The organism is Paraflavitalea pollutisoli, from assembly GCF_029360705.1.
Classification (GTDB): Bacteria; Bacteroidota; Bacteroidia; order Chitinophagales; family Chitinophagaceae; genus Paraflavitalea; species Paraflavitalea pollutisoli.
Map to the genome: position 1 here is coordinate 337,546 of NZ_JARKMX010000003.1, position 23,602 is coordinate 361,147.

A 23,602-nucleotide genomic window follows, 5' to 3' on the forward strand; every position below is an offset into this window, starting at 1 on the left:
TAAGCCATAGCTTTGCTGCTCATTTAACCAGTCGATCCCCATGCCGCAACCTTATAGTCAGTTCCGGGCAATGCTGGCCATCACCAGGGCCAGCCTGAAAGGTATTTTCAGAAGTCCCAGCGCTGTAACGTTCAGTCTTTTCTTCCCAATGATCTTCATCCTCGTGTTTGGGTTCATTGGCGGTGGAGGCGGCATTAACGTGCGGATCGCTTTCGATCCAAAGGCAGATACGACAGCGCCTATGTACCAGTCTATCAAACAGGCACCGGGCATTCGCATCGTCGACAAACCCGAAAAGGAACTACTGGAAGACCTGGAAAAAGGGCGCATCGCAGCCATCCTCAATATTCAACCCAGCAAGGACAGCCTGTCGCTATACAAACTCACCTTTAAAAGCTCGGGAGCGGTGAATCCGCAGAACCTGGCGGTGATGCGTTCGATCTTTGAATCGAACGTACGGGCTGCCGACCAAAAGGTCTATGGCAAGCAAAAGACATTGGTAGAGATTGATAAGCAAACAGAGATGATCCCCGGACGTATCTACCGCCAGATCGATTTCATCTTACCCGGTCAGTTGGGCTTCTCCCTGATGAGCGCCGGTGTGTTCGGCGTAGCCTTTGTATTCTTCAATATGCGGCAAACACTGGTATTGAAACGGTTCTTTGCTACGCCCATTAAGCGTACCTATATCGTACTGGGCGAAGGATTTGCCCGCTTGTTCTTCGGGATGATTACGGCCATCGTAATCCTGCTCGTGGGGCATTTCATTTTCCATTTCACCCTGATACACGGGGTATTGACCATCCTGGAGATCCTGGTACTGAGTGCCATCGGGCTATTGGTATTCCTGGGCTTCGGGTTCATCGTCAGCAGTGTAGCGAAAAACGAAAGTGTGATCCCGTTGATGGCCAATATGTTCACCTTGCCCCAGTTCCTGCTGGCCGGTACTTTCTTTTCCATCGATAATTTCCCTTCCTGGCTGCAGCCGCTGTGCCGCATCCTGCCACTGACCCATATGAACAATGCCATGCGCAACATTGCCTTCGAAGGCGCCCACCTCACCGATTGTGGACTCGAGATTGGCGTACTGGTGCTGTGGGGCATAGGCGTTTATGCAGTGGCCGTCAAAGTATTCAAATGGGAGTAATTCCCGCTACTAAATATCCAATATGCGATTTGTAAAGTTAGGCCTGATCAGTATCGTCGGTTTGTTTATCGTGATCTTTGCGATCTCCCTGCTGATACCGGGTGAAATCCGGGTGTCGAGGGCCGTGAACATCATAGCGCCGAAAGACAGTATTCATGACCGCCTGGCTGACCTGCGGCACTGGAAACAGTGGAATGCGCTCACCAATGTCGCCGGTGTGCTCAACCAGCAATATGCGGCGAATACCATTACGAGCGACGAGCTTACCGTGAAGCTCCGGGAAGCCCGGGCCGATTCCATCACCACAACCTGGCAGCAAAAAGAAGGCCGTACCATCGAGAGCGGATTCAACCTGCATACCGTTGATAACACCACTGTGGTTCAATGGTATTTCGACTTTCACCTCAAATGGTACCCCTGGGAAAAATTTGGTAGCATCATTTTTGATAAGCAATTAGGGCCGCCGATGGAGCAATCGCTGGCAGAACTCAAAAAGTTGCTGGAACAAGCTCCCTGATACCTTACATTCACGTTCACTAATAAACACGTTTATATGAAAAAGCTATTATTCCTTTCTGCGATTGTTGCCCTGGCAACTTCCACTACGCTGGCTCAGAATGCCAAGCCAAGTCCCCCGGCTACGGTGACCGAAACTACCACCAAGGGTACCACCATTACGATCAATTACAGCCAGCCTGCCCTGAAAGGCCGCAGTGTTGGTAAAGAAGTAGCGCCTTATGGCAAAGTGTGGAGAGCAGGCGCCAACGAGCCTACCACCATCGAAGTGAGCAAAGACGTAAAAGTAAATGGCAACGCACTGCCCGCTGGTAAATACAGCCTCTGGGCCCTTCCCGGCGAAAGCGAATGGGAAGTGATCATCAATAAAGAAGTACCTCGTTGGGGAACTATGTACCCCGAAGGCAAAGATGCTTTCCGTGTAAAAGTTAAGCCCACCAAAGCACCCGCTACGACTGAGCGTATGACCTTCACCATCAGCAAAGCTGGTAAGGTGGCGTTGCTGTGGGGCGATACTGAAGTAGCATTCAATGTAGAATAATTGCCTTTTAATGCACGGGCCAATGGCTCCGCTGCACAACATACAATCCTGGTTATAGCAAAACAGGAGGCGGCCTTTCGGGGCCGCTTTTTTTATGCGGATAAGTTGCCCCGCTTTGCTGCATAACCAGTTGATCTACCTATACCGTAGGTATGATCCGGAAAGTTTATCTTTAATAAAACAGTGTGACATGGCAATAGTAGATCAACTGGCGTCATCGCTGGGCCAGCGTGATGAAGCACCCAATACGGCATTGGCAGCCCGTATTGTTAAAGAACAGGACAAAGAAGCGGTTGAAGAGCTGGTAGCGTTGCTGCAACACAAAAGCAAGGACGTCCAGAGCGACAGCATCAAAGTATTGTATGAAGTAGGGGAACAGCGCCCCGCACTGATTGCCGCTTATACCCCTGTGTTCATTGACCTGCTGTCGCACAAGAACAACCGCCTGCAATGGGGGGCCATGACTGCCCTCGATGCCGTAGCGACAGAAAAACCAGCCCTCGTACACAAGGCCTTACCCCAAATACTACAGGCAGCTGATAAGGGCTCCGTCATCACGAAAGACCATGCTGTCAACATATTGATCAAACTCAGTGCGCAGAAAGCGTATCAGCAAGACACATTTTCCCTGTTGCTCGAACAATTGGCAGGTTGTGCCACCAACCAGTTACCCATGTATGCCGAAAGAGCCTTGCCCGTCATCTCCCCCGGCAATCGACCAGCTTTTGTGGCAACCCTCACCAAAAGATTGCCCGACATCGACAAAGAAAGCAGGCGCAAAAGAGTGGAGCAGGTGATCAAAAAGCTTAGCAAACAAGGCTAACCAGCTACACTTAATATTTAAGTAACATCGGGTTGTGGCGCGTTCATTATTTTTAAGCATGAACCTGACCCTACCCCTCCGCTGCAGTTTTGTACTGTTTATACTGCTTGCAATGTCAGCCCCACCAGCCAATGCCCAATCGGATATCCGGATCGGAAAGATCAAAGCCAACCATGTCGACAAACAAAAAAAGAAACAGGGAGACTGGATCTTTTTCGATGAGGAGGGCAATATCGCGGTCAGTTGCCTGTACAAAGATGATGTGGTGGTAGGTCCGATCGTTTATTACAAGAGTACATATCTGTCGGTTACCCAAATGCACCGGTATTAGATCTTATAGCCCAATACCACAGGCTCACCTGCCTGGATGGCATGGTGGCTGTAAGTGGTCAGTTCAACGGCGGAGATCACCCGCACGGCAAAGCCTGCAGCAGTTAGCCGTTCTACGTAGTCGTCGAGGGTGTAGATCCTGACATGGTCTCTTTGTCCAAATAACCTGGCTTGCTGGATAGGGTCTGCGATCGTCGGCTCTTCAATCGTAGCCGGTAGGCTTTGAGACCAGGGCGCCTGCAAAATCGCGACACCCTGTTGCTGCAGCACCCGGTATATTTCCCGCATCGCTTTCCGGTCATCGGGGATGTGCTCCAAAATATGATTGGCGATGATGATGTCGAAGCTGTTATCTGCAAACTGAAGTTGTGTTGCGTCTGCAAATGTGATCGATTTGTCGATGGACTTATAAAATCCCGGTTCGATATCTACGGTAGTCACCATGGATCGCCGGGAGAGATTGGCGAATAATTGTTTTTCGGGTGAAAAGTGCAGCACTCTTTTGTGGTTGCTGTCGAGGTAATGGTCCAACACCACTTTTACCAGCCTGTCACGATTCTTACTCAGGCAACGTGGGCAATATACGTGTTCCCCAAAGCCTGCAATGACCTTCTGGCCATAGATAACCGGGGCGATGTCGTTAGACGGATATTCGGGTACGAATTGACTGTAGGAGGCGCCACAGAAATTGCAGGTAAATCCACTACCGCTGTATTTGCGGTATAGGATCCGGTACCGCAGGTTGGTCAGCTGTAACCGCGTATTCCTGTACAGTGATTGCAATGGATGGTACCACCCAATTTGTTTGAGCAGTTGCTTGGCTTTTTCTTTCATGATTAGCTGTAGGGAGGCAAGATACTATATTTTGGGGCTTCGCTTTTACCTATACGCTTCTCGCCTGGAAAGTCGCAACGATGGCTGTAACCACTTCATATACCTGGTTCAATTCGGCTTCCGTAATACAATAGGGCGGCATGAGGTATACCGTATTGCCCAACGGACGCAGGTACACGCCTTTGGATAGCGCCATCACCGTGATCTCCCGGCTGATATGGTTGAGGTATTCATCTTTTCCCTGGACCAGCTCAAACGCCAACAGGGTTCCCCGGCAACGGATATTTTTGGTAGCAGCGGGAAACAGGCTACCCAGGGTAGCTGCAAAAGCCTGGTGTTGCGCCGAAATGCGCTGAATGCGTTGTTGGCAGTCGTCTTCCTGCAATAGGTCGAGGCTCGCCAGTGCGGCGGCACAGGCCAGGGGGTTGGCCGTAAAAGAATGGCCATGAAAAAAGGTCTTCAGTTTATCCTCTTCGAGAAAGGCTTCATAGATCTCCTGGGTACAGGCCGTTACCCCAAGGGCCATCGTACCGCCGGTCAGTCCTTTTGAAAGACAAACGATATCAGGTTGCTCCGTCAGGTAGTCGGAGGCAAACAGGCGGCCGGTACGGCCAAACCCCGTCATCACCTCATCGGCAATGCAAATCACGCCGTGCGCATGGCATTGCTGCAGGAAGGCATCCAGGGCCGACGGTTCATACATCAACATGCCACCGGCACCCTGCACCAGGGGTTCGTAGATCACACAGGCCACCTCGTTCCAGTTCAGGTCCTGCAACACGTCGGCCGTTCGGGCAATATCCACGAATTGCACCTCAAACAACTTCTCCTGGAAGGCAAGGGTAAAAACACTGCGTTCGCTGACACTCATCGCGCCAAACGTATCGCCGTGGTACGAATGATTGAAAGCAAGGATTTTTTTTCGATGCTGAATGCCTTTATTCCACCAATATTGCAGCGCCATTTTGAGCGCCACTTCCGTGGCGGTCGATCCGTTGTCGGAGTAAAAAATACGGGAAAACTCTCCCGGCAATACCTTTAACAGCCTTTCTGCCAGTAAAACGGCTGGTTCGTGGGTGAATCCGGCGAAGATGACCTGTTCCAGGGTCAGTGCCTGTTTATAGATCTTTTCTGCAATGTATGGGTGGGCATGGCCGTGCAGGGTAACCCACCAGCTGGAAATGGCATCGAGGTAGGCGTTGCCTTCATCGTCAAATATGTAGGTTCCATCACCTTTTACTATGGGAATTGGATCAGGCATGTACTTTTGTGGCGTGTAAGGATGCCAGATTACTTGCTTGTCCCTGATTCTCAATGAATTTGCCATGAAGTAAAGGTAAGGGACCAGGCTGGCGCGGCAAAAAAGAGCCCGGGGTGCAACGTCCGGGGATTGTAAATTGTCAAGTGGTGTACGAAAATGGATTATAACAGGCTGGTTAAAGATTGTATAAAGGGGCGAGCGGATGCCCAGCGACAACTCTACGAGCATTTTGCCGAAGGGATGTTGGGTATCTGCTATCGATATACAAAGTCGATGACCGATGCCGAAGATGTGTTGCAGGAAGGATTTATCAAAGTTTTCAAGCACCTGGATCAGTACAAGGCAGAGGGCGAACTGGGAGGATGGATCCGGCGCATCATGGTCAATACGGCCCTCAATTACCTCAAAAAGAACAGTCGCTACCAGACCGACCTGGCTTATTTCGACACGAGCCTGCATCCTGTATCATCAGACAATCCGGAGGTGAAATTACTGGCCAAGGACCTGGCCGAACTGATACGACAATTACCGACAGGTTATCAAACAATATTCAACCTCCACGCCGTGGAGGGTTTTTCACATGTAGAGATCGGAAAGATGCTCGGTATCAACGAAGGCACTTCCCGTTCACAATATGCCCGTGCCCGTGCTTTGCTCATCACCTGGTTGAGAAAGCAAAACATGGAAACCAAAAATGAAACGTATGTCCGACCATGATTTTGAGAAACAAGTTCAGCTGCGGCTGGAGCAACTGAAGTTGCGTCCTTCCACCGCAGTGTGGGCAGAGGTGGAGCGAAATATCCGCCTCCAAAAGCGCCGCCGCCGGTTATTGATCTGGCTGCCTGCTGCTCTTTTGGTAATGATTGCCGGAGGCTACCTCGCCCTGCAGCAAACAACCCGGCATGATGCGTCGCCAGCGATGACGGCACAAACCGTGGAAACCACGCAACCCGCCAACACACCTGTTTCACCAAATCAAATACCATCGACCGATAATTCTACTTCTACACCAACCGATCAAACGGTACCCGATAATAATACCGCCACGACTGCAGCGCCAGAGACCGTGACTGCCCCTGCTGCCACCGGCCCGTCCAGCAATGGTACATCCGCAGTGGCCGATACAAAATCAGCCAAACAGCCTGTTCGTGCGCCCGAAGCCGATGATCACGTTGCCACGCACCAGCAGTTCGCCACCGTTCGCCCCGCCCGTAACAACAAGAACAACCATACCGCGAAGAACAATAAACATCGCCAGCAAAGCAACGACAAAGACCTGGCCGGCCGCAAACCATCCGCAGCCGCCAGCTTATCTGGTGTGAACGTTCCTGCACCAGTGACGAAGCAGGTCGACCAGGATATAGACAAAACAGCACACACGGATTCCACCCTGACCGCTGCAGTGCCTGCTACGGATACAGACCTTGCACAGGCAACGATCACCGACAGCACCCGTACCGATAGTGCTACGACCACAGCGGCCGTTACGCCTGCTGCCAAAACACCGGTTGTCGCCAAAGCAACACCTGTTCAACGTAAGCAGGAAAGCAATAAAGAATCGAAATGGCAATTCGGGGTTACCGCCGAAGGGGGTGCTTCCGGCGTCAGTTCAGATGGTCTCTTTGGATTCCTGGAAAAGGAAGCAGCAGTGCCCGATCTGGCAGCTGCGCCCAATTACAACAGTATAGGGAATAGCCAGGCCTTCGCCCCGCAGTTTCCCCGCCCACCCGTCAACAGAGCTTCTTCCCTGTCCATGGGGCCGTCATTCTCGATCGGTGCCTTTGCACAGCGTAAGCTGAGTAACCGGTTGAGCCTTTCAGCGGGTCTTCAGTATACCTTGCTCACCGCCCGCCAGGTAGTAGGTAACAAGATTAACAATGACCGCACGGTCAACCAGGCGCCGGCCTCCTCCCGGTTGGTAAACTCTTATTACGACAATTCTGCGTCCACTACCAATAAGTACACCAATAAGTATCATTACCTCGAACTGCCTGTCACCTTGCACGCACAACTCAATGAGGGCAGGCATCTGCCTTTTGGGGTAGATGTAGGCCTCTCGGCCATGCACTTATTAAGCACCACGGCGCTGCACTATGATGGCATCGGTAATGTTTACTATAAGGATGATGCCCTCTTCAATAAAACGCAATGGACAGCTTCTGCCGGTTTCTACCTGAAGTTGTTTAATCAGACCAATTACCCGGTATCACTGGGACCCGTAATGCGCTACAATATGACACCCATGCTGGTGAAAGATTTCTCCACCGGTCAGCACCAGTGGTCTGTAGGGCTGCGGGCCAGGGTATTGCTGAAAAAATAGGGTATAGGCAACGGTTGTAAACATTCTGCTGTCAGATAAGAAACCCTTTTTTTATGACCAGGATTAACCAACGCTTGCTGCTATGGATAGCTTCAGCCGTGCTCACCATTACCTTGGGTGGCTGTTTGAAGGACAATTGTAAACGTACCTATACACTTTACTTACCCGTATACAGAACCGTTGCGGAGGTGAGGGCGCAAATGAAAAGCGGTACACCCCAGGAGGTGAAAGCGCCTGGCAAGCTCTATATCTACAATAACTATATCTTCCTCAACGAGCAGCAGAAAGGTATACATATCATTGACAATACCAATCCTGCCGCACCCAGGAACATCGCATTCATCAATATCCCGGGCAACGCAGATCTCGCCGTAAAGGGTAATATCCTGTATGCAGATGCGTATACAGACCTGGTGGCCTTCGATATCTCCAATCCCCAGGCAGTAGTAGCTAAAACGTTCGTAGATGGCGTATTCCCCCACAGGGCCATGTACTACTATATAAGGGGCAATGGCAACCCCGATTCTGCGAAGGTGGTAGCCGAGTGGGTCAAGCGCGATACCACCGTCGATTGCGAAACCTACGAAAGGTTGTATTCAAGCTTCTACCTGGCCAATGCTGCCGATAAATCTGGTAGCTATGCATCACCGAATGTAGGTGGCCGTGGTGGCTCGATGGCACGGTTTACCCTCATGAACAATTTCCTGTACACGGTGTCGAACAGCGATCTCAATTCGTTTGATATTTCCACAGCCCTGTCTCCCAAATTGGTATCGAAGAAAAACCTGAACAACTGGGGTATCGAAACCATCTTCCCCTTCAGGGATAAATTATTCATCGGCTCCACAACCGGCATGTACATCTTTAATGTCAATTCGCCTGCTTCGCCGGAGCAGCAGGGAACTTTCTCGCACGTTCGAAGCTGCGATCCGGTGATTGCCGACGACAACTATGCCTACGTAACACTCCGGTCCGGCACTGCCTGCCAGGGCTTTACCAATCAACTGGAAGTATTGAACATCACAAACCCGTCGAGCCCCGCATTGGTCAAGACCTACCCAATGACCAATCCTCACGGCTTGTCCAAAGACAATCAGTTCTTGTTCATTTGCGATGGTAGTGACGGTGTCAAGGTATACGACGCCGCAAACGTCAACGATCTCAAACTGTTGAAAAAGATCGACGGTATCAATGCTTATGATGTCATTGCTTACAACAACCGCGCGATTGTGGTAGGTGATGACGGTTTATACCAGTTCAGCTACGCCAATGTCAATAACATCAAATTGTTGAGTAAGATCACCCTGCAAAAGGACTAATCATCACATGCTGAAACAAACTATTTTACTACTGTTCATAGCAGGCTGCTGTACCAAAGCAGTCCATGCCCAGGAGGCAGCTGCTGCCGGTACATCCGGTAAACTAAAGAACTGGGGTTTCAATTCCATCAACCTGGTGGGAGGTGCAGCTGGGGAGAACAATAGCGACTTTACCTTGCAAACGATCAATGGTGTGCGCTACAAGACCTGGTTCCTGGGCCTCGGGGCAGGCCTGGATGCCTACCAGGATAAGACCTATCCCCTCTTTGCCTCCCTGCGCAAAAGCCTGTTTCGCAAAAGGAATACGCCCTTTGTGTACGCGGGTGGTGGTATGCAGGTTATGGGTGAAAAAGATCTTACAGAAAAAGAGGGCGGCTGGAACTGGCACCTGTATGATGCCGGTGGTTATTACGAAGCAGGTATCGGATATTATGTCGGTATTGGTAAAAAGGGGGCCGTATCGATGTCGGTCGGCTACACCAGGAAGGATTATGAAAAGACTACCGCGTCAGGCGTATATGCCTATCAGCTGAATCGCTATGCTATGCAGCTGGGGTATAGATTCTGATCGTAGATATTATTCGTCGCCGCTTTTTTGTCGCAATGTTAAACCCCGGGAAACACGGTTAATGGCCTCCGCCATTCTGTCGACCCGGGTTTCTTCTTTTTTAGCGGCATAGATCCAGTCGATGTATAGCTTTTGCTCACCTTCAGGCAGGGCAAAAAAAGCTTTGTGGGCACGCGGTTCATCCCGCAGACAGTCCAGCAATTCTTCCGGTATGTCGAGGGGAGCGTCATGCGCAAACAGAACAAGTTTTACGGAGTCGCCTTCTCCCTTTTTGATCTCCTTACGGATGGCCGCTTTTACCGGCATGAACATAGCGCCATTCGCCATGGGCATCAGGTTCAATGCCTTGATTTCGTAGGTGTCGATGAAGCCACGCACTTGCACCACGCCCCGCTTACCGCGTTGCTCACGGGTGATCTCTTTGATCACGATATAAGTCCAGCCACCCTTGCCGGGCATCCTTTGCAGGATATACTTTTTATTGACCAGGGGTTTCTCCATCAAAACTGTTTTGTACAAACGATAAGTTACGTTGAATGCCCTGGAATTTGGAGCGCTTCAGGGGCGAGTGGCGGAATATTTTCCGGAAGGCGTCTTCGGTCATAGCCTGCCATTCGGACGTGGTAAAGTTGAGGAGTTCGGGTATAGGTTCAAATTCCGCTTCCCGGGTAGGAGAGGAGAACCGGTTCCAGGGACATACATCCTGGCAGGTATCGCAGCCAAAGAACCAGTTGTCAAACTTATCCTTCATCTCGGCAGGAAGCAGTTTGTCTTTCAGTTCGATGGTAAAGTAGGAGATACATTTACTACCATCAACCACCTTGTTCTCGAGGATGGCATCGGTAGGGCAGGCATCGATGCATTTGCGGCAGGTACCACAAAAATCTTTGGCAAAGGGGTCGTCGTACTGCAACGGAAGGTCCGTGATCAGGGTGGCAATGAAGAAAAATGAACCGGCTTGTTTGGTCAGCAGGTTGCCATTGCGGCCAATCCAGCCCAGGCCACTGCGCTGGGCCCAGGTCCTTTCCAGCACGGGGGCCGAATCGACGAATCCCCGGCCCTGTACCTCGCCGATCGATTCGCGCAGAAGGGCGAGGAAATGATTGAGCTTGGCCCTGATCACTTCGTGATAATCTTTTCCGTAAGCATATTTGGCTACCTGCAGCGAGTCGGGGTCCTGTTGCTGGTTGGGGTAATAATTGAGCAACAACGTGATGACCGATTGCGCCCCGGGTACCAGCTTGGTGGGGTCGATGCGCAACTCGAAATGGTTTTCCATATACGCCATGGCGCCGTGCATGCCCTTGTGCAGCCATTGCTCCAGGCGGCGGGCATCCTCATCGAGCCGCTGCGCCCTGGCTATACCACAATAGTCGAACCCCAGCCTGGCGGCCAGTGTTTTAACGGTCGTAGTATGTTGGGCAATGCTGTTCATGGTAATGTTTGCACGGACCTCGGTGTATCCGGACGCAATTTAGCCAAGAAAAACGGGATGACCGTAGACACGACTTTTGGTTAAATAGTATCAAATTGTCGATGATCGGAGCCATGGGCCTCTTTATTGCCGCCAAATCCTTTCCTGCTGCCGATAAATTACCTAAATTGGCTACCCGATAGAAAATGTAAACTAATCAAACAGCGATTGTGAAATACTTACTTGGTGTAGACGTAGGCTCCTCTTCCGTAAAAACCGCCCTGATAGAAATAGCCAATGGAAAGATAGCCGCTACGGCTTTTTCCCCTTCCGAAGAAATGCCCATCGATGCGCCCCAGGCCGGCTTTGCCGAGCAGGACCCTGATCGTTGGTGGCTGGAACTACAAAACTCCCTCAACAAGATGCGCCAGCAGGTCGCCTTTCGGGGCGATGAGGTCGCCGCCATCGGCATCTCTTACCAGATGCATGGCCTGGTATGTGTAGACAAGGCAGGCAAACCCTTACGCCCCTCCATCATCTGGTGCGATGGCCGCGCGGTAGGGTATGGCAACAAAGCCTTCCATGACCTGGGAGAAGATTTCTGTCTCTCAAATTTCCTCAACTCACCCGGCAATTTTACCGCCTCCAAACTGAAATGGGTACGGGAAAATCAGCCCGACCTGTATAAAAAGATCGATAAGATCATGTTGCCCGGCGATTACATCGCCTTGCGCATGACGGGCGAAGCCACCACCACCGTTTCTGGTTTGTCGGAAGGTATTCTCTGGAACTTCCCCCAGAAAGCCATTGCCCGTGATCTGCTGAACTATTATGGTATCGATGAAAGCCTGTTATCGACCATCGTACCAACGTTTGGCGAACAAGGCCGCCTCACCGCCGAAGCAGCAGGTATATTGGGTCTGCAAGCTGGCACACCGGTCAGTTACCGTGCCGGCGATCAACCCAACAATGCCTATTCCCTCAATGTACTGCAACCCGGCGAGGTAGCTGCTACGGCAGGCACTTCGGGCGTTGTGTATGGTGTTACCGACAAGGTCGAGTATGATCCCTTGTCGCGCGTGAACACCTTTGTACATGTTACCCATACGGAAGAAATGCCCCGTTATGGCATCCTGCTCTGTGTGAATGGAACCGGTATCCTCAACAGCTGGCTACGCAAGAACTTCTTCGGTAATGCCTCCTATAGCGATATGAATGCAGAAGCCGCGGCGATAGCTCCCGGGGCAGATGGCCTGCAATTCTTCCCCTTCGGCAATGGCGCCGAGCGGGTATTGGAGAACAAGGATCCTGGTGCCCTGCTCAAAGGGCTGCAATTCAATCGGCATCACCGCGGCCATGTAGCCCGGGCTGCGCAGGAAGGCATTGTATTCTCGCTGCAGTACGGCGTAGAGATCATGCAGCAGATGGGTATGCAGATCAAAAATATCCGCGCAGGCTATGCCAACATGTTCCTCAGTGATGTATTCCGTTCGGTGTTTGCCAATACCACCGGCTGCACGGTCGAGCTGTACAATACCGATGGTGCTGCAGGGGCAGCACGGGCAGCCGGTGTAGGAGCAGGCATCTATCCTGACTTCGTAAGTTGCTTTACCGGTATGAACGTGATCAAAAGGCTGGAGCCGGATGCTGCCCTGCAGCAGCAGTACCAGGATGTATATGGTGAATGGAAAACAGCTCTGTTGAAAAGCTTGCAATAAATGACGGACACGAGTTCACCTGGCGTGTATAGCGCTGCTCGTTTTCAACAACATCAAAGGGGCGGTATCGTTGGATGCCGCCCCTTTTTCATGCTGACAGAAAGCGATGATCTTATTGTTTGCAGGCTCCGATCTGCTCGTCGACGATCTCTTTAAACTGTTGGTACACGTCTTTTTTCTGCTCGCTTAAAATGCTCTTCACAAAGATAATAGCCGCATAGCCCCGGCATTGGTCGATATAAGGCCAGGTACCAAACAAGCCGGGACTGCTGATCACGGTCGCTTTACCCTGGGCGTCTTTTTCCTTTATCCATACACCCAGCCCGTATTCGTAACCTTCAGCTACTTTGGGAGTATACTTGATCGGTAAACCGGGGAAATGATTCTGCTGCATCTCGGCAATGGCTTCCTCACTCAGAATACGTTTGCCTTCAAACATACCTTTATTAAGGATCATCGTCATGAAGTTCATATACTCCAGTGCACTGGATTGGGCGCCGCCGGAAGGATTGGGGCCGCCGCCATTATCGTTCTGGAAAGTGGTGGAACGCATCTTCAGCGGGCGGGTAATACGTTCCTGCACGAGCCGTACAAAATCCTTTTTCGAAACGATCTCGGCTACCCGGGCAGCCAGGTTGAGGCCGCTGCTGCCATAGGCAAACTCTTTTCCCGGATTGGTGGAAATCTCTTTCGCGGCAATGGCGCTCGCTTCTTCGGTCAGGCTCTCGAATTTGCGACGCTCGAGTAGCTTGGCAAGGCCATTCTTATCGCCATCGATCCCGGAGGTGTGCGACAGGCATTGCCGGATGGTGATGTATCCCTTCATGTATTTGTCGAGCTCGGGAATGTATTTGACAACCGGGTCGTCGAGTTTGATCTTGCCTTGGTCTACCAGCGTCATGATCGTGGCTGCAGTGATCCACTTGCTGGCACTGGCAATGGGGGCCTGGGTCTTCGCCGTGAAATCGGTCCCGATCTCTTTTTGGTAAACCATCTTGCCGTCTTTCCAGACCAGGGCTACCACATTGTTTCCCAATAGTTTCTTGTTCCTTTCGAGAAGTTTGTCGACAGCACTGAAATCGTATTGGGCGTGCGCAACCTGCAAGAATAACAGGCCAAACAGGAATAAACTGAATTTTGGACAGGTTCGGGGGCGTTTTAATGACATAAATGCCGGAAATTTTTGGTTGGATTGCGATTTGCGATAAGGGATAAAGTTATTGGAAGATACGGCAACCGAACCATCGGGGTTGGCATAATGTTGTTATAAACGAATTAATTGCCTCCTGCTCCCAGTCCTTCCGGCATCTTTCGCCAGGAAGGCTTAGCTCCCGACCCGGTTACCGCCATCAAATCAAAAAGAAGAGACTATGAATCTGAACAATTTTACTATCAAGGCCCAGGAAGTGATCGCGCAGGCGCAACAGATTGCTTTTAACCAGGGAAACGTGAACATAGAAACGGAGCACCTGTTGAAAAGCCTGCTGGATCAGGAGGATTCTCCCATAGAATACCTGTTGAAGAAAAATAATGTGACGGTCAATCTGCTGGAAACAAAGCTGGGTGAGGCCATCGATAAACTGCCCAAAGTAAGCGGAGGCGCACAGCCGGCCCAGGCGATCAGCCGGGACGCCAACAATGCCATCTTACGGGCTGGCACCATCCTCAAGCAATTCGGCGACGAATTCGTTAGCGTGGAGCACCTGCTCGTATCTCTATTACAGGGAAGTGATAATACAGCCCGGCTGCTGAAAGATGCAGGACTCACCGAGAAAGGACTGGTAACCGCCATCAAGGATCTGCGCAAAGGTGACACCATCAAGAGCCAGACCCAGGAAACACAATTCAATGCTTTAAATAAATACGCCAAGAACCTCAATGAGCTGGCCCGTCAGGGTAAGCTCGATCCGGTCATTGGCCGCGACGAAGAGATCCGCCGCACGTTGCACATCTTATCGCGCCGTAGCAAGAACAACCCCATCCTCGTGGGTGAACCCGGTGTCGGTAAAACCGCGATTGCAGAAGGCCTGGCCATCCGCATCGTCAATGGCGACGTGCCCGATAACCTCAAATCCAAGATCATCTATGCACTCGATATGGGGCAGTTGATCGCAGGTGCCAAATACAAAGGAGAATTCGAAGAAAGGCTGAAAGGCGTGGTGAAAGAAGTGAGCACCAGCGACGGAGAGATCGTACTCTTCATCGATGAGATCCACACCCTCGTAGGTGCCGGTGGTGGCGAAGGTGCCATGGATGCTGCCAATATCCTCAAGCCTGCACTGGCAAGGGGTGAGTTGAGAGCGATTGGTGCCACCACCCTCAACGAATACCAGAAGTTCTTTGAGAAAGACAAAGCCCTGGAACGCCGTTTCCAGAAAGTCATGATCGAAGAACCCTCTGTGGAAGATGCCATCTCCATCCTGCGGGGATTGAAAGACCGCTATGAAACACACCACCACGTGCGTATCAAGGATGAAGCGATCATTGCGGCGGTAGAACTATCGCAACGTTACATCACCGATCGTTTCCTGCCCGATAAGGCGATCGACCTCATCGATGAAAGTGCAGCCAAGCTACGCCTCGAAATGAACAGCATGCCCGAAGAACTGGACAAGCTGGAAAGGCAGATCCGTCAATTGGAGATCGAGCGCGAAGCGATCAAGCGCGAGAATGATGAACCCAAGTTGCGTGAACTCAATACCGAGATCGCCAACCTGAGTGTAGAGCGGGATACCTTCAAAGCGAAATGGAAAGAAGAAAAAGAAATAGTAGATAAAGTTCAAAATGCCAAAGCGGCGATCGAGCAACTGAAGCTCGAAGCCGAACAGGCAGAACGCAATGGCGAATACGGCAAAGTAGCTGAAATACGCTATGGTAAGGTCAAAGAACAGGAGAAAGTGATCCAGGACCTGTCGGTACAGTTGGAAGTGATCAATGAAAAGCGCTTGTTGAAAGAGGAAGTAGATGCGGAGGATATTGCAGAGAATGTGGCGAAGGCGACGGGTATACCGGTGACGCGCATGATGCAGAGTGAAAAGCAGAAGTTGTTGCACCTGGAAGAACACCTCCATGAACGTGTGGTAGGACAGGAAGAAGCGATCACCGCTGTAGCGGACGCTATCCGCCGTAGTCGCGCAGGCCTGCAGGATCCCAGGAAGCCTATCGGTTCCTTCATCTTCCTTGGTACAACCGGGGTAGGTAAAACGGAACTGGCGAAAGCCCTGGCCGAATACCTCTTCGACGACGAGAGTATGATGACGCGTATTGACATGAGTGAGTACCAGGAAAAACATACGGTGTCGCGGCTGGTAGGCGCCCCTCCGGGATATGTAGGTTACGATGAAGGCGGTCAGCTCACAGAAGCGGTACGCCGCAAGCCGTACAGTGTGGTATTGCTCGATGAGATCGAGAAAGCACACCCCGATGTATGGAACGTGTTGCTGCAGGTACTGGACGATGGCCGTCTTACCGACAACAAAGGCCGTGTGGTGAACTTCAAGAACACCATCATCATCATGACCAGCAATATCGGTAGTCACCTCATCACCGAAGCTTTCGAAGGGGTTACCGAACGTACCCTCGACGAGGCAGCCGAAAAGGCCAAGACCGATGTGATGAACCTGCTGCGGCAAACCATCCGTCCCGAGTTTCTGAACCGGGTCGATGAGGTGATCATGTTCCAGCCACTGCTGAAGAAGGAGATCCGGGGTATCATCAATATCCAGCTCAACAACCTGAAAAAGATGGTGGCCGGCAATGGAATCGATCTGCAGTTCAGCGAATACGCAGTAGACTACCTGGCAGAAAATGGTTTCGAACCCCAGTTTGGTGCCCGACCATTGAAGAGGCTGATCCAGAAGGAGATCGTGAACCAGTTGTCTAAACGGATACTGGCAGGCGATATCGATAAAACACATCCGGTGCTGGTCGATGTATTCGATGGAGTAGTGGTGTTTAGGAATGAAGTACCCAACCACATCGCTTCTTAAACCGGCATGCCACCTATGAGACACTAATTTCGTCTATATAACAGATTACCAAAGCCATTCTGCTACGTGCGGAGTGGCTTTTCTTTTAGGACGCAGATAACCAACTAGTTAGCAGCGTTACGTACAATACTTGCCGTCGGCCACGTTCCGTCGGCTGTTTCTCTGGTGACCATCCGTCACCCTTGTAAAAGATAAAAAGGAGTCCGAATATGGCAATAAACAATAGATCCAAGGTCATCGACATCATTCCGCCCAAAGACATCTGGCAGGGACCTGCCACTGCCCCGGTTGAGCTGGTGGAGTTCGGTGATTACGAAAGTGAAGATTGCGCCAAAGCCCATGAAGTGGTCAAAAAGCTATTGGCAACTTATGGCGATCAATTGCGGTTCAATTTCAGACATTACCCCATGACCCAGGTACACCAACGGGCACACAAGGCGGCAGAAGCAGCGGTAGGTGCCTGCCAGGCCGGTAAGTTCTGGGAAATGCACGAAATATTGTTCAAGAACCGAAAGCACCTTGGCCCCGTAAGCCTGAAAGAACACAGCAGGGATGCGGGCATCAGTGATAAACATTTTCTTACCCGGCTACTGGATTCATTTTATGGCTGGACGGTTCGTGCTGACGTGATGGACGCCGTGGCGTTGGGCGTTAGAGATGTACCAACGTTCTTTATCAATGGACAAATGTATAGCGGTAAGAACAGTTTCGACGGTCTCAGCAAAGCCATTGACGAATCACTAAAGACGGTGAAAAAGAAGCCTGCCAAACAGCGGGCATAGATAATGCAGCAGGCTGCGCGTCGTACAAAAATGTATCTTCCATAGTGTGCATAGTCTGACATAGGCCACCTTCGGGTGGCCTTTTTTGTCTGATACAGTAGTGATCGCACTGACACCCGAATATCACGCGGCATGAAATAGCAGGGCAACGATGACGGCCCCCGAGATGGTGAGGATGATATTAGCTACGGCATAGGTAACCGTATACCCCAAAGCCGGGATCTTACTTTGTACGGCATCCTGTACAGCCAGTAATGCAGCCGACTCATCATGAGCACCCGCACAAGCCCCCAGGGCGATGGCCGGGTGGAACTTAAACACATACCGGGCGAGGTACACCGCCAGGATCATCGGCAGGATACTAAGGATCACCCCGGCGATAAAAAGATTTACGCCTTCCTGTTGCAGCCCTTGTACGAAGCCGCTGCTGGACGTAATACCGACAATGGCGATAAACATGTGCAGGCCCAGTTTCTGTAACAACCAAACCGAGGGAGCGGGTATATTGCCAAATACCGGCCGCCGGGTACGCAGCCAGCCGAAAAACAACCCGGCAATGAGTGATCCGCCACTGGTACTGATGCTCAGGGGGATATTGCCGACTTTTACCGTCAGCGCACCCACCAGCGAACCAATAACGATACCCAGGCCCATATATACGATATCTGTTTCGAGACCGCTTTTCTCTTTGTATCCCAACCGGGCAACGGCATTGTTGAGGTCTTCGCGGGTACCTACCAGTTCCAGTACATCTCCTTTTTCGATCTTCGTGCGGGCTGTCACGGGCATTTCGATCCCGGCTCTCTCCAGTTTGCGGATGGCAACACCATGTACCGAATCCCTGCGGCGGAGACTCATAAGGTTGTGGCCCAACACTTCTTTTTTAGTGATGGTAACGCTGGCTACTTCAATCGGAAAACTTAACAAAGCTGCATCGGTGATCTCCGCGCCGATAAAATCTTCCACGCCGATGATCTGATCACGCTGCCCGCTTACGGCCACAATATCTTCCTGCACGATGATGGTATAAGGAGTGATATCGATCAGGTTGCACTTGCGCTTAATGCGCTGTACATAGATCGGTTTGTCGTGCTGCAGCATATAGGCTTCCAGGTCCCTGACCGTGAGGCCATTTTTGAAGAGCTCGCTCGTAACGGCATACGCACGGAAAGCTACCTGGTCGTAAGCCGTCGAAATGTTGTCGTCACCTTCATCGATGGTGCCCATTTGGGCCTCCAGTTCTTTGGCTTTTTGGGCCACCTTGCCACCCAGTAAAATGGGGCCAATGACCGAGAGAAACCAGGCTGTACCCGCCGTGCCGAAAATATACGTGACGGCATAGGCTACAGCGATCTGGTCGGTCCAGAGCTCTTTTTGGCTATCGGGAATATCCAGCTTGTTAATGGAATCACCGGCCACACCAATGATGGCCGAGCAGGTATTGGCGCCAGACAACAGGCCTGCACCAGTACCCGGCGTAAATTTGAACACAAGTGCCAATACATAAGCGAGAATAAGGCTGGTGATACAGATAGTAGCAGAAAACAAGGCCTGTGAAAGCCCGTCCTTTTTAAGACCCTGGAAGAACTGGGGGCCAATGCTATACCCCATGGAAAAGAGGAACAACAGAAAATAAGTGGCTTTGCTGGAGGCCCCTATGTTGATATCGAGTTGCCCCACCAATATGCCTACCAGCAGTACGGCGGTAACAGTTCCCAGGGTGAACTTGCCCAACTTGAGTTTACCGATAAAAAATCCAATGGCGAGGGTCAGAAATACGGCTATTTCGGGATAATGCCTGAGCGTTTCTTTGAGCCATTCCATGCCTACGAGGTTTATAAATGAGCGTCACGGTTTGCAGGAAATAGAGGCGGAGCAAAGGATTTAGTCAGTAAGACAAATTACGCTATAAATCCATGTGATTTATCTTTTCATTAACAGGAGATGATCAAAATGTTGCCTGTTTTTATACAGGGCTGTCCAATCGCCCGTCGCGCTTTATATTTACGCCATGAAATCTCTGTCCCTTGCTGTTCTGATAGTTACGGTATTGTTCCTGGGCGCCTGTGGTAGCTCCAAAAAAGCGACCAGTCTAGTCAACGAGCCTGCTGCACGTTTGCTACCGGCCTTGCCTGTTTCGCAGATCAATATTCCCATCAAAGTGTACATGAAACCGTTGTTGAGTCTGATGGACAGTATGACGGCTAAAGAATTTACCAGTGAAAAATGGCCCAACTACTTTCAAAGTGGCTGCGATTTCCGGTATAAATACCGCTTCGTTCGTTCCCCCTTCAGCTTTTCGGTAGTCAACAACAAAGTGAATATTGCTTTTAGGGGTAATTACCAGATTGCAGGCAGTAAATGCGTGTGTGCGTTCGACAAGCAGGTGTCGCCCTGGGTTAGCGGTAGCTGCGGCTTTGGCGACGAGGCGCTCCGCCGGGTAGACCTCAACATCAGCTCGATGCTGAACCTGCTGCCCAATCACCAGGTAAGTACGGTAACGCGATTGGAAACCCTGAAGCCGATCGATAAATGCCAGGTAACCGTGTTGCAGAACGATATGACGAAGGATATCATGGATAGCATCAAGGCTTCTGTCGAAACCTATTGCACCACCTTCGATCAGTTTGTGCAAGCCGTCAACAACAATGATTTTCTGAAGCAATGGCGGGGAGGCGGTAGCCGCGTAATGCCGGTCAGTAAATACGGGTACCTCAACCTCAATCCAACGGCCTTGCGGGTCAGCAAGTTCAATGTGAGCAGGGATACCTTGTATTTTGCCCTGGGTTTTCACGGTTCACCCAAGTTCTCTTCCGATAGCCTTCGCTTGGTGACGCGGGCGCCCCTGCCACCGATCAGTGGTACCGATAATGTAGGGGCCATCAGTACCTACCTCGATGCCGTCTATGAGTACAAGTTCTTCAACAAGCTGCTCAATGATAGTTTGGCCAACAAACCCTTCGAGGTAGAAGGCCGCACTTTTGTGATCAAGGACGTGAACATCCGGGGCAGCAATGACGGCAAGATCGCGGTGGATGTGTCATTTACCGGCAACCGGAAGGGCGTATTGCACCTCAGTGGTACCCCGGTTCTGGATACGGCGCGCCAGTACCTGTCGATGGATGACCTCGATTTTGCACTCGATACCAAGGATATCCTGGTCAATATTGCCAAGGGGATGTTCCGGCGCAAGATCATCAAAGAGTTACAGGGTAAAAGTGTATTGGACATCGCCGCACTGATCCAGAAGAACAAAGCGGTGATTGAAGCCAGGCTCAACCAGCCCGTTACCGAGTGGATGAGTACCACCGGCAAGCTGGAAAGCATTAAGATCGTTGGCCTCCTTCCACAAAAAGACTACATACAGGTACAGGCATTCATCAAAGGACAGATGGTACTGATTGGTCGCCCACCAGCTAACTTGTTGAGTATGAAACATTAATTTATTTTTAGAAAATTATTGGTGGAGGCAACCAGACGGCAACGGCTTGCGTATTATGGGGTGAAATCAAAAAACATTGTAACTTATTAGATAAGTTTTACAATTGTAAACCAACCATCCCTTGCTCGGAGATAACCCGAAAATTTCTGCCCTGTTGCATGGCTGTCGCCAGAATGACCGGAACAGCCAGAAGGAGCTATATTATTTGCTCCGCGGGTTTGCTATGAAGATTTGTTACCGCTACACCAATGCCCAGGAAGAGTCCGAAGAGATCATGAACGAAGGTTTTGTCAAGCTGTTCAAGCACATCAGCCAGTTTGACGAACACCGGCAGGAAGACACCCTGTTATCGTTAAAAGGGTGGTTCAAGCGCATCCTGGTAAACACCTGTATAGATCATTACCGAAAATCGAATGCTTCTGTGAATGGCCATGTGCTGAACACGGAGTCGGAGTCCATTCCCGATCACAGTGAAACAGGCATTGATATCTTATCGTACAAGGAGATCATTGAAGCGATCAGGCTGTTATCGCCGGGCTACCGGGCGGTATTCAATTTATTTGTGATAGAAGGCTTAAGTCATGAAGAAATAGCCCAGGTATTGGGCATATCTATAGGCGCATCGAAATCCAATTTGTCAAAAGCGCGTGACAACCTAAGAAAACTATTGTTGAACAAAAGACAGTATAACGTGTATGTATCCCCTCAATGACAACGACCTGGACCGCTTGAGTCGGGAAGCTGCCGACCAGTACGATGTGGAACCACACACATCGGGTTGGGAAGCGCTCGAACACCGGCTCAACAAGGAACTGCCTCCGAAAGAGGACAAGGAGCGGCGACGCTTCCTGTTCTGGCTGTTCCTGATCGTATTGCTGTCGGGTGGAGGTGTATTGTGGATGATGACCAATAAAGATCGTCCGGCAACCGTACAGTTCACGGGAGCCAATAAGGGGCCGGCCATGCAGGAGGAACGTTCGGCCAACGAAAATAAACCGGAACCGGCCACGGCCACCGATCACAACAGTAACAAAACGGCTACTGCGAGTGCTGATCAGCCAACTGCCGCAACTGTTCAACAAGGCACCACGCTTGCAGAGCTGGCGACCGGTTCACTACCCGCTGCCAGTCGCCGCGGCGATGACGCCGCTCGTGTGCCCCAGCACAATAGCAGAAACCGGAAAGCAGGTTTTGTCGCGGCACCGCAGTCTGCTGCGCCGATAAACGCACGCGGCACAAAGAATGTACCCGTTACTATAGCTGATCGTGGCAGGAACACAGTTACCGTGCCGGCCGATGGCGTAAGTATACAAGGCCAGCCAAGGGCTGTCATTGCTGCTGATCCAACTATATCCGACATTGATCGACCAGCAACAGGGGCAGCTTACAAGGACCCCGCTCCAAGCCTGGTGCAGGATCCCGGTGATATGGCCGGAGCTTTGGGCATTATTACAGCACCTGCCTATACGCCTGTGATTGAGAATAAAGAGAAGGCAGCGCCGCTGGAGCGGATCAAAGAGCCACGTGGATGGGAAGTGAGCGTACTGGCCGGTCCGGATTTGAGCAATGTAGGTTTTACCGATGTAGACAAAGTAGGGTACAATGTGGGCGCCCAGGTGGCTTACCGCTTCAACAATCGCTGGTCGGTGAATACAGGCCTTATTTACACACGCAAAAATTATACAGCGCAGGGTAAAGACTTTACCAAGCCCAACAACAACTACTGGAATAACGCCGATGTAAAACAGGTAAGTGGTGATTGCGTCATGTTCGATATACCACTCAACGTACGGTACGATCTTTCTTTGAATAAGAAGACGCGGTGGTTTGTCAGTGCAGGTGCTTCTTCGTACATCATGACCAACCAGAACTACCTGGTCAATTATGAATACAACGGGTCACCACGCGTTTACCCCCATGAAGAATACGGTACCAGTAGCTATCTCTTCTCCATCGTAAACTTCTCGGTCGGCTTCGAAACAAAACTCAATAAACGCCTGTCGTTGCAGGCTGAACCATATTTCAAATTGCCTACCAAAGGATTGGGGTACGGTAAGCTGGACCTCAACAGTTACGGACTCTATTTCTCCCTGCGCTATCAGTTACATAAATAATATACAGCCCGGAGGCTGGCGGTCGCAACGGTCGGTTCTACCTGCACCCGGCAGGTGACGGCCATGGAGGGAAGTTATTTGGCATCAAACCAAAGCGGCTTGGTATCGTCCCAGGTACCATTGTAGTTAATGAACAATTCTTCTCCCGCTTCGATTGGCCTCACGGTTTTGATCGTGATGGTGTCATGTTCGTAATCCATATCGTATTCGCAGTTGGCCGAGTAGGAATGATTGTAGATAGGCACATATCCCAGGGCCATACAGCATTTCTGCTGGTCATCACCCCATTCGAAAATATAATCGTGCAGCGTGGTCTGGTCGATCAGTATACGGTCCTGGGCATTCATGACGACCACGGGGGCGATCTCCACAATACTGTCGGCTTCCAGGGCAGCGGAGGTAAAAACACCGCGACCCATGTCGGGGGTGGGGGCGATAAATAAGCATGGCAGGATCATACGTAATTCGTGGTATTGACAAGCCA

Annotated in this window: 22 protein-coding genes; 15 read left to right on the forward strand and 7 right to left on the reverse strand. The window is 51.0% G+C overall.

The genetic code is table 11. The features are described from left to right. Positions 1 to 40: 40 nt before the first annotated feature. The 5 genes from P2W70_RS09195 to P2W70_RS09215 all read left to right on the forward strand — a co-directional run bounded on the left by P2W70_RS09195 (position 41) and on the right by P2W70_RS09215 (position 3,358). Positions 41 to 1,147: an ABC transporter permease gene (locus P2W70_RS09195; RefSeq protein WP_276481150.1), complete on the forward strand. Its 1,107-nt coding sequence runs from the start codon at positions 41 to 43 to the stop codon at positions 1,145 to 1,147. Between the two features lie 22 nt (positions 1,148 to 1,169). After that, on the forward strand, positions 1,170 to 1,664 hold the full coding sequence (locus tag P2W70_RS09200; RefSeq protein ID WP_276481151.1) for an SRPBCC family protein: 495 nt from the start codon (positions 1,170 to 1,172) through the stop codon (positions 1,662 to 1,664). Positions 1,665 to 1,700: 36 nt separating this feature from the next. Continuing rightward, positions 1,701 to 2,204, forward strand: coding sequence for a DUF2911 domain-containing protein (locus P2W70_RS09205; protein ID WP_276481152.1), 504 nt, complete (start codon positions 1,701 to 1,703; stop codon positions 2,202 to 2,204). Positions 2,205 to 2,394: 190 nt separating this feature from the next. Beyond that, the gene (locus tag P2W70_RS09210; protein ID WP_276481153.1) at positions 2,395 to 3,027 is read left to right on the forward strand and encodes a HEAT repeat domain-containing protein; all 633 of its coding nucleotides are present in this window, start codon (positions 2,395 to 2,397) and stop codon (positions 3,025 to 3,027) included. A 112-nt stretch (positions 3,028 to 3,139) separates the two neighbouring features. Then, positions 3,140 to 3,358 carry a toxin-antitoxin system YwqK family antitoxin gene (locus P2W70_RS09215; protein ID WP_276481154.1) on the forward strand — a complete coding sequence of 73 codons (219 nt, stop codon included), beginning with the start codon at positions 3,140 to 3,142 and terminating at the stop codon, positions 3,356 to 3,358. On the opposite strand, the gene P2W70_RS09220 is transcribed toward P2W70_RS09215, so the two are convergent. Beyond that, positions 3,355 to 4,191 (reverse strand): class I SAM-dependent methyltransferase, encoded by an 837-nt coding sequence (locus tag P2W70_RS09220; protein WP_276481155.1) that lies wholly within the window; start codon positions 4,189 to 4,191, stop codon positions 3,355 to 3,357. The genes P2W70_RS09215 and P2W70_RS09220 overlap by 4 nt on opposite strands. Before the next feature lie 49 nt (positions 4,192 to 4,240). Further along, a complete protein-coding gene (gene bioA, locus P2W70_RS09225; RefSeq protein ID WP_276481156.1) occupies positions 4,241 to 5,518 on the reverse strand; it encodes an adenosylmethionine--8-amino-7-oxononanoate transaminase in 1,278 nt (425 codons plus the stop codon). Between the two features lie 90 nt (positions 5,519 to 5,608). Between bioA and P2W70_RS09230 the strand changes: the two genes are divergently transcribed. Genes P2W70_RS09230 through P2W70_RS09245 form a run of 4 tightly spaced genes read left to right on the forward strand, consistent with a single transcriptional unit; the run spans position 5,609 to position 9,659 of the window. Next, positions 5,609 to 6,169 (forward strand): RNA polymerase sigma factor, encoded by a 561-nt coding sequence (locus P2W70_RS09230; RefSeq protein ID WP_276481157.1) that lies wholly within the window; start codon positions 5,609 to 5,611, stop codon positions 6,167 to 6,169. Next, the gene (locus tag P2W70_RS09235; RefSeq protein WP_276481158.1) at positions 6,147 to 7,772 is read left to right on the forward strand and encodes a hypothetical protein; all 1,626 of its coding nucleotides are present in this window, start codon (positions 6,147 to 6,149) and stop codon (positions 7,770 to 7,772) included. The genes P2W70_RS09230 and P2W70_RS09235 overlap by 23 nt, the downstream gene beginning before the upstream one ends. Positions 7,773 to 7,825: 53 nt before the next feature. After that, positions 7,826 to 9,091, forward strand: coding sequence for an LVIVD repeat-containing protein (locus tag P2W70_RS09240; RefSeq protein WP_276481159.1), 1,266 nt, complete (start codon positions 7,826 to 7,828; stop codon positions 9,089 to 9,091). Positions 9,092 to 9,098: 7 nt separating this feature from the next. After that, complete coding sequence (locus P2W70_RS09245) at positions 9,099 to 9,659, forward strand: hypothetical protein (protein WP_276481160.1); 561 nt, start codon at positions 9,099 to 9,101, stop codon at positions 9,657 to 9,659. Positions 9,660 to 9,668: 9 nt separating this feature from the next. Here the strand turns inward: P2W70_RS09245 and P2W70_RS09250 are convergent, their stop codons facing one another. Then, positions 9,669 to 10,160 carry a YdeI/OmpD-associated family protein gene (locus tag P2W70_RS09250; protein WP_276481161.1) on the reverse strand — a complete coding sequence of 164 codons (492 nt, stop codon included), beginning with the start codon at positions 10,158 to 10,160 and terminating at the stop codon, positions 9,669 to 9,671. Continuing rightward, positions 10,138 to 11,094 carry a tRNA epoxyqueuosine(34) reductase QueG gene (queG, locus tag P2W70_RS09255; protein ID WP_276481162.1) on the reverse strand — a complete coding sequence of 319 codons (957 nt, stop codon included), beginning with the start codon at positions 11,092 to 11,094 and terminating at the stop codon, positions 10,138 to 10,140. The genes P2W70_RS09250 and queG overlap by 23 nt, the downstream gene beginning before the upstream one ends. 209 nt (positions 11,095 to 11,303) lie before the next feature. Between queG and P2W70_RS09260 the strand changes: the two genes are divergently transcribed. Beyond that, on the forward strand, positions 11,304 to 12,791 hold the full coding sequence (locus P2W70_RS09260; protein ID WP_276481163.1) for a xylulokinase: 1,488 nt from the start codon (positions 11,304 to 11,306) through the stop codon (positions 12,789 to 12,791). A gap of 112 nt (positions 12,792 to 12,903) precedes the next feature. On the opposite strand, the gene P2W70_RS09265 is transcribed toward P2W70_RS09260, so the two are convergent. After that, complete coding sequence (locus P2W70_RS09265) at positions 12,904 to 13,959, reverse strand: serine hydrolase domain-containing protein (RefSeq protein WP_276481164.1); 1,056 nt, start codon at positions 13,957 to 13,959, stop codon at positions 12,904 to 12,906. A 202-nt stretch (positions 13,960 to 14,161) separates the two neighbouring features. On the opposite strand from P2W70_RS09265, the gene clpB reads away from it, so the two are divergent. Further along, on the forward strand, positions 14,162 to 16,780 hold the full coding sequence (gene clpB / locus P2W70_RS09270; protein ID WP_276481165.1) for an ATP-dependent chaperone ClpB: 2,619 nt from the start codon (positions 14,162 to 14,164) through the stop codon (positions 16,778 to 16,780). A 209-nt stretch (positions 16,781 to 16,989) separates the two neighbouring features. Then, entirely contained in the window at positions 16,990 to 17,562 is a 573-nt protein-coding gene (locus P2W70_RS09275; protein WP_276481166.1) for a DsbA family protein, read from the forward strand. A 123-nt stretch (positions 17,563 to 17,685) separates the two neighbouring features. On the opposite strand, the gene aspT is transcribed toward P2W70_RS09275, so the two are convergent. Continuing rightward, positions 17,686 to 19,386 (reverse strand): aspartate-alanine antiporter, encoded by a 1,701-nt coding sequence (gene aspT, locus P2W70_RS09280; RefSeq protein ID WP_276481167.1) that lies wholly within the window; start codon positions 19,384 to 19,386, stop codon positions 17,686 to 17,688. Positions 19,387 to 19,573: 187 nt separating this feature from the next. Between aspT and P2W70_RS09285 the strand changes: the two genes are divergently transcribed. The 3 genes from P2W70_RS09285 (at position 19,574) to P2W70_RS09295 (ending at position 23,118) form a co-directional block, all read left to right on the forward strand. After that, positions 19,574 to 21,004 (forward strand): DUF4403 family protein, encoded by a 1,431-nt coding sequence (locus P2W70_RS09285; RefSeq protein WP_276481168.1) that lies wholly within the window; start codon positions 19,574 to 19,576, stop codon positions 21,002 to 21,004. 154 nt (positions 21,005 to 21,158) lie between these two features. Next, positions 21,159 to 21,716 (forward strand): RNA polymerase sigma factor, encoded by a 558-nt coding sequence (locus P2W70_RS09290; protein ID WP_276481283.1) that lies wholly within the window; start codon positions 21,159 to 21,161, stop codon positions 21,714 to 21,716. Then, the gene (locus P2W70_RS09295; RefSeq protein WP_276481169.1) at positions 21,700 to 23,118 is read left to right on the forward strand and encodes a porin family protein; all 1,419 of its coding nucleotides are present in this window, start codon (positions 21,700 to 21,702) and stop codon (positions 23,116 to 23,118) included. Before P2W70_RS09290 ends, P2W70_RS09295 begins: the two co-directional genes overlap by 17 nt. A 74-nt stretch (positions 23,119 to 23,192) precedes the next feature. On the opposite strand, the gene P2W70_RS09300 is transcribed toward P2W70_RS09295, so the two are convergent. Beyond that, positions 23,193 to 23,576, reverse strand: coding sequence for an SET domain-containing protein (locus P2W70_RS09300; protein ID WP_276481170.1), 384 nt, complete (start codon positions 23,574 to 23,576; stop codon positions 23,193 to 23,195). Positions 23,577 to 23,602: the final 26 nt, after the last annotated feature.

Coding starts and splice junctions, on each gene's coding strand:
- queG (WP_276481162.1), bottom strand. CDS start 11,094: ATGAACAGCATTGCCCAACATACTACGACCGTTAAAACACTGGCCGCC.
- P2W70_RS09300 (WP_276481170.1), bottom strand. CDS start 23,576: ATGATCCTGCCATGCTTATTTATCGCCCCCACCCCCGACATGGGTCGC.
- P2W70_RS09265 (WP_276481164.1), bottom strand. CDS start 13,959: ATGTCATTAAAACGCCCCCGAACCTGTCCAAAATTCAGTTTATTCCTG.
- P2W70_RS09250 (WP_276481161.1), bottom strand. CDS start 10,160: ATGGAGAAACCCCTGGTCAATAAAAAGTATATCCTGCAAAGGATGCCC.
- P2W70_RS09295 (WP_276481169.1), top strand. CDS start 21,700: ATGTATCCCCTCAATGACAACGACCTGGACCGCTTGAGTCGGGAAGCT.
- bioA (WP_276481156.1), bottom strand. CDS start 5,518: ATGGCAAATTCATTGAGAATCAGGGACAAGCAAGTAATCTGGCATCCT.
- P2W70_RS09220 (WP_276481155.1), bottom strand. CDS start 4,191: ATGAAAGAAAAAGCCAAGCAACTGCTCAAACAAATTGGGTGGTACCAT.
- clpB (WP_276481165.1), top strand. CDS start 14,162: ATGAATCTGAACAATTTTACTATCAAGGCCCAGGAAGTGATCGCGCAG.
- P2W70_RS09235 (WP_276481158.1), top strand. CDS start 6,147: ATGAAACGTATGTCCGACCATGATTTTGAGAAACAAGTTCAGCTGCGG.
- P2W70_RS09230 (WP_276481157.1), top strand. CDS start 5,609: ATGGATTATAACAGGCTGGTTAAAGATTGTATAAAGGGGCGAGCGGAT.
- P2W70_RS09205 (WP_276481152.1), top strand. CDS start 1,701: ATGAAAAAGCTATTATTCCTTTCTGCGATTGTTGCCCTGGCAACTTCC.
- P2W70_RS09240 (WP_276481159.1), top strand. CDS start 7,826: ATGACCAGGATTAACCAACGCTTGCTGCTATGGATAGCTTCAGCCGTG.
- aspT (WP_276481167.1), bottom strand. CDS start 19,386: ATGGAATGGCTCAAAGAAACGCTCAGGCATTATCCCGAAATAGCCGTA.
- P2W70_RS09215 (WP_276481154.1), top strand. CDS start 3,140: ATGTCAGCCCCACCAGCCAATGCCCAATCGGATATCCGGATCGGAAAG.
- P2W70_RS09200 (WP_276481151.1), top strand. CDS start 1,170: ATGCGATTTGTAAAGTTAGGCCTGATCAGTATCGTCGGTTTGTTTATC.
- P2W70_RS09195 (WP_276481150.1), top strand. CDS start 41: ATGCCGCAACCTTATAGTCAGTTCCGGGCAATGCTGGCCATCACCAGG.
- P2W70_RS09285 (WP_276481168.1), top strand. CDS start 19,574: ATGAAATCTCTGTCCCTTGCTGTTCTGATAGTTACGGTATTGTTCCTG.
- P2W70_RS09245 (WP_276481160.1), top strand. CDS start 9,099: ATGCTGAAACAAACTATTTTACTACTGTTCATAGCAGGCTGCTGTACC.
- P2W70_RS09210 (WP_276481153.1), top strand. CDS start 2,395: ATGGCAATAGTAGATCAACTGGCGTCATCGCTGGGCCAGCGTGATGAA.
- P2W70_RS09275 (WP_276481166.1), top strand. CDS start 16,990: ATGGCAATAAACAATAGATCCAAGGTCATCGACATCATTCCGCCCAAA.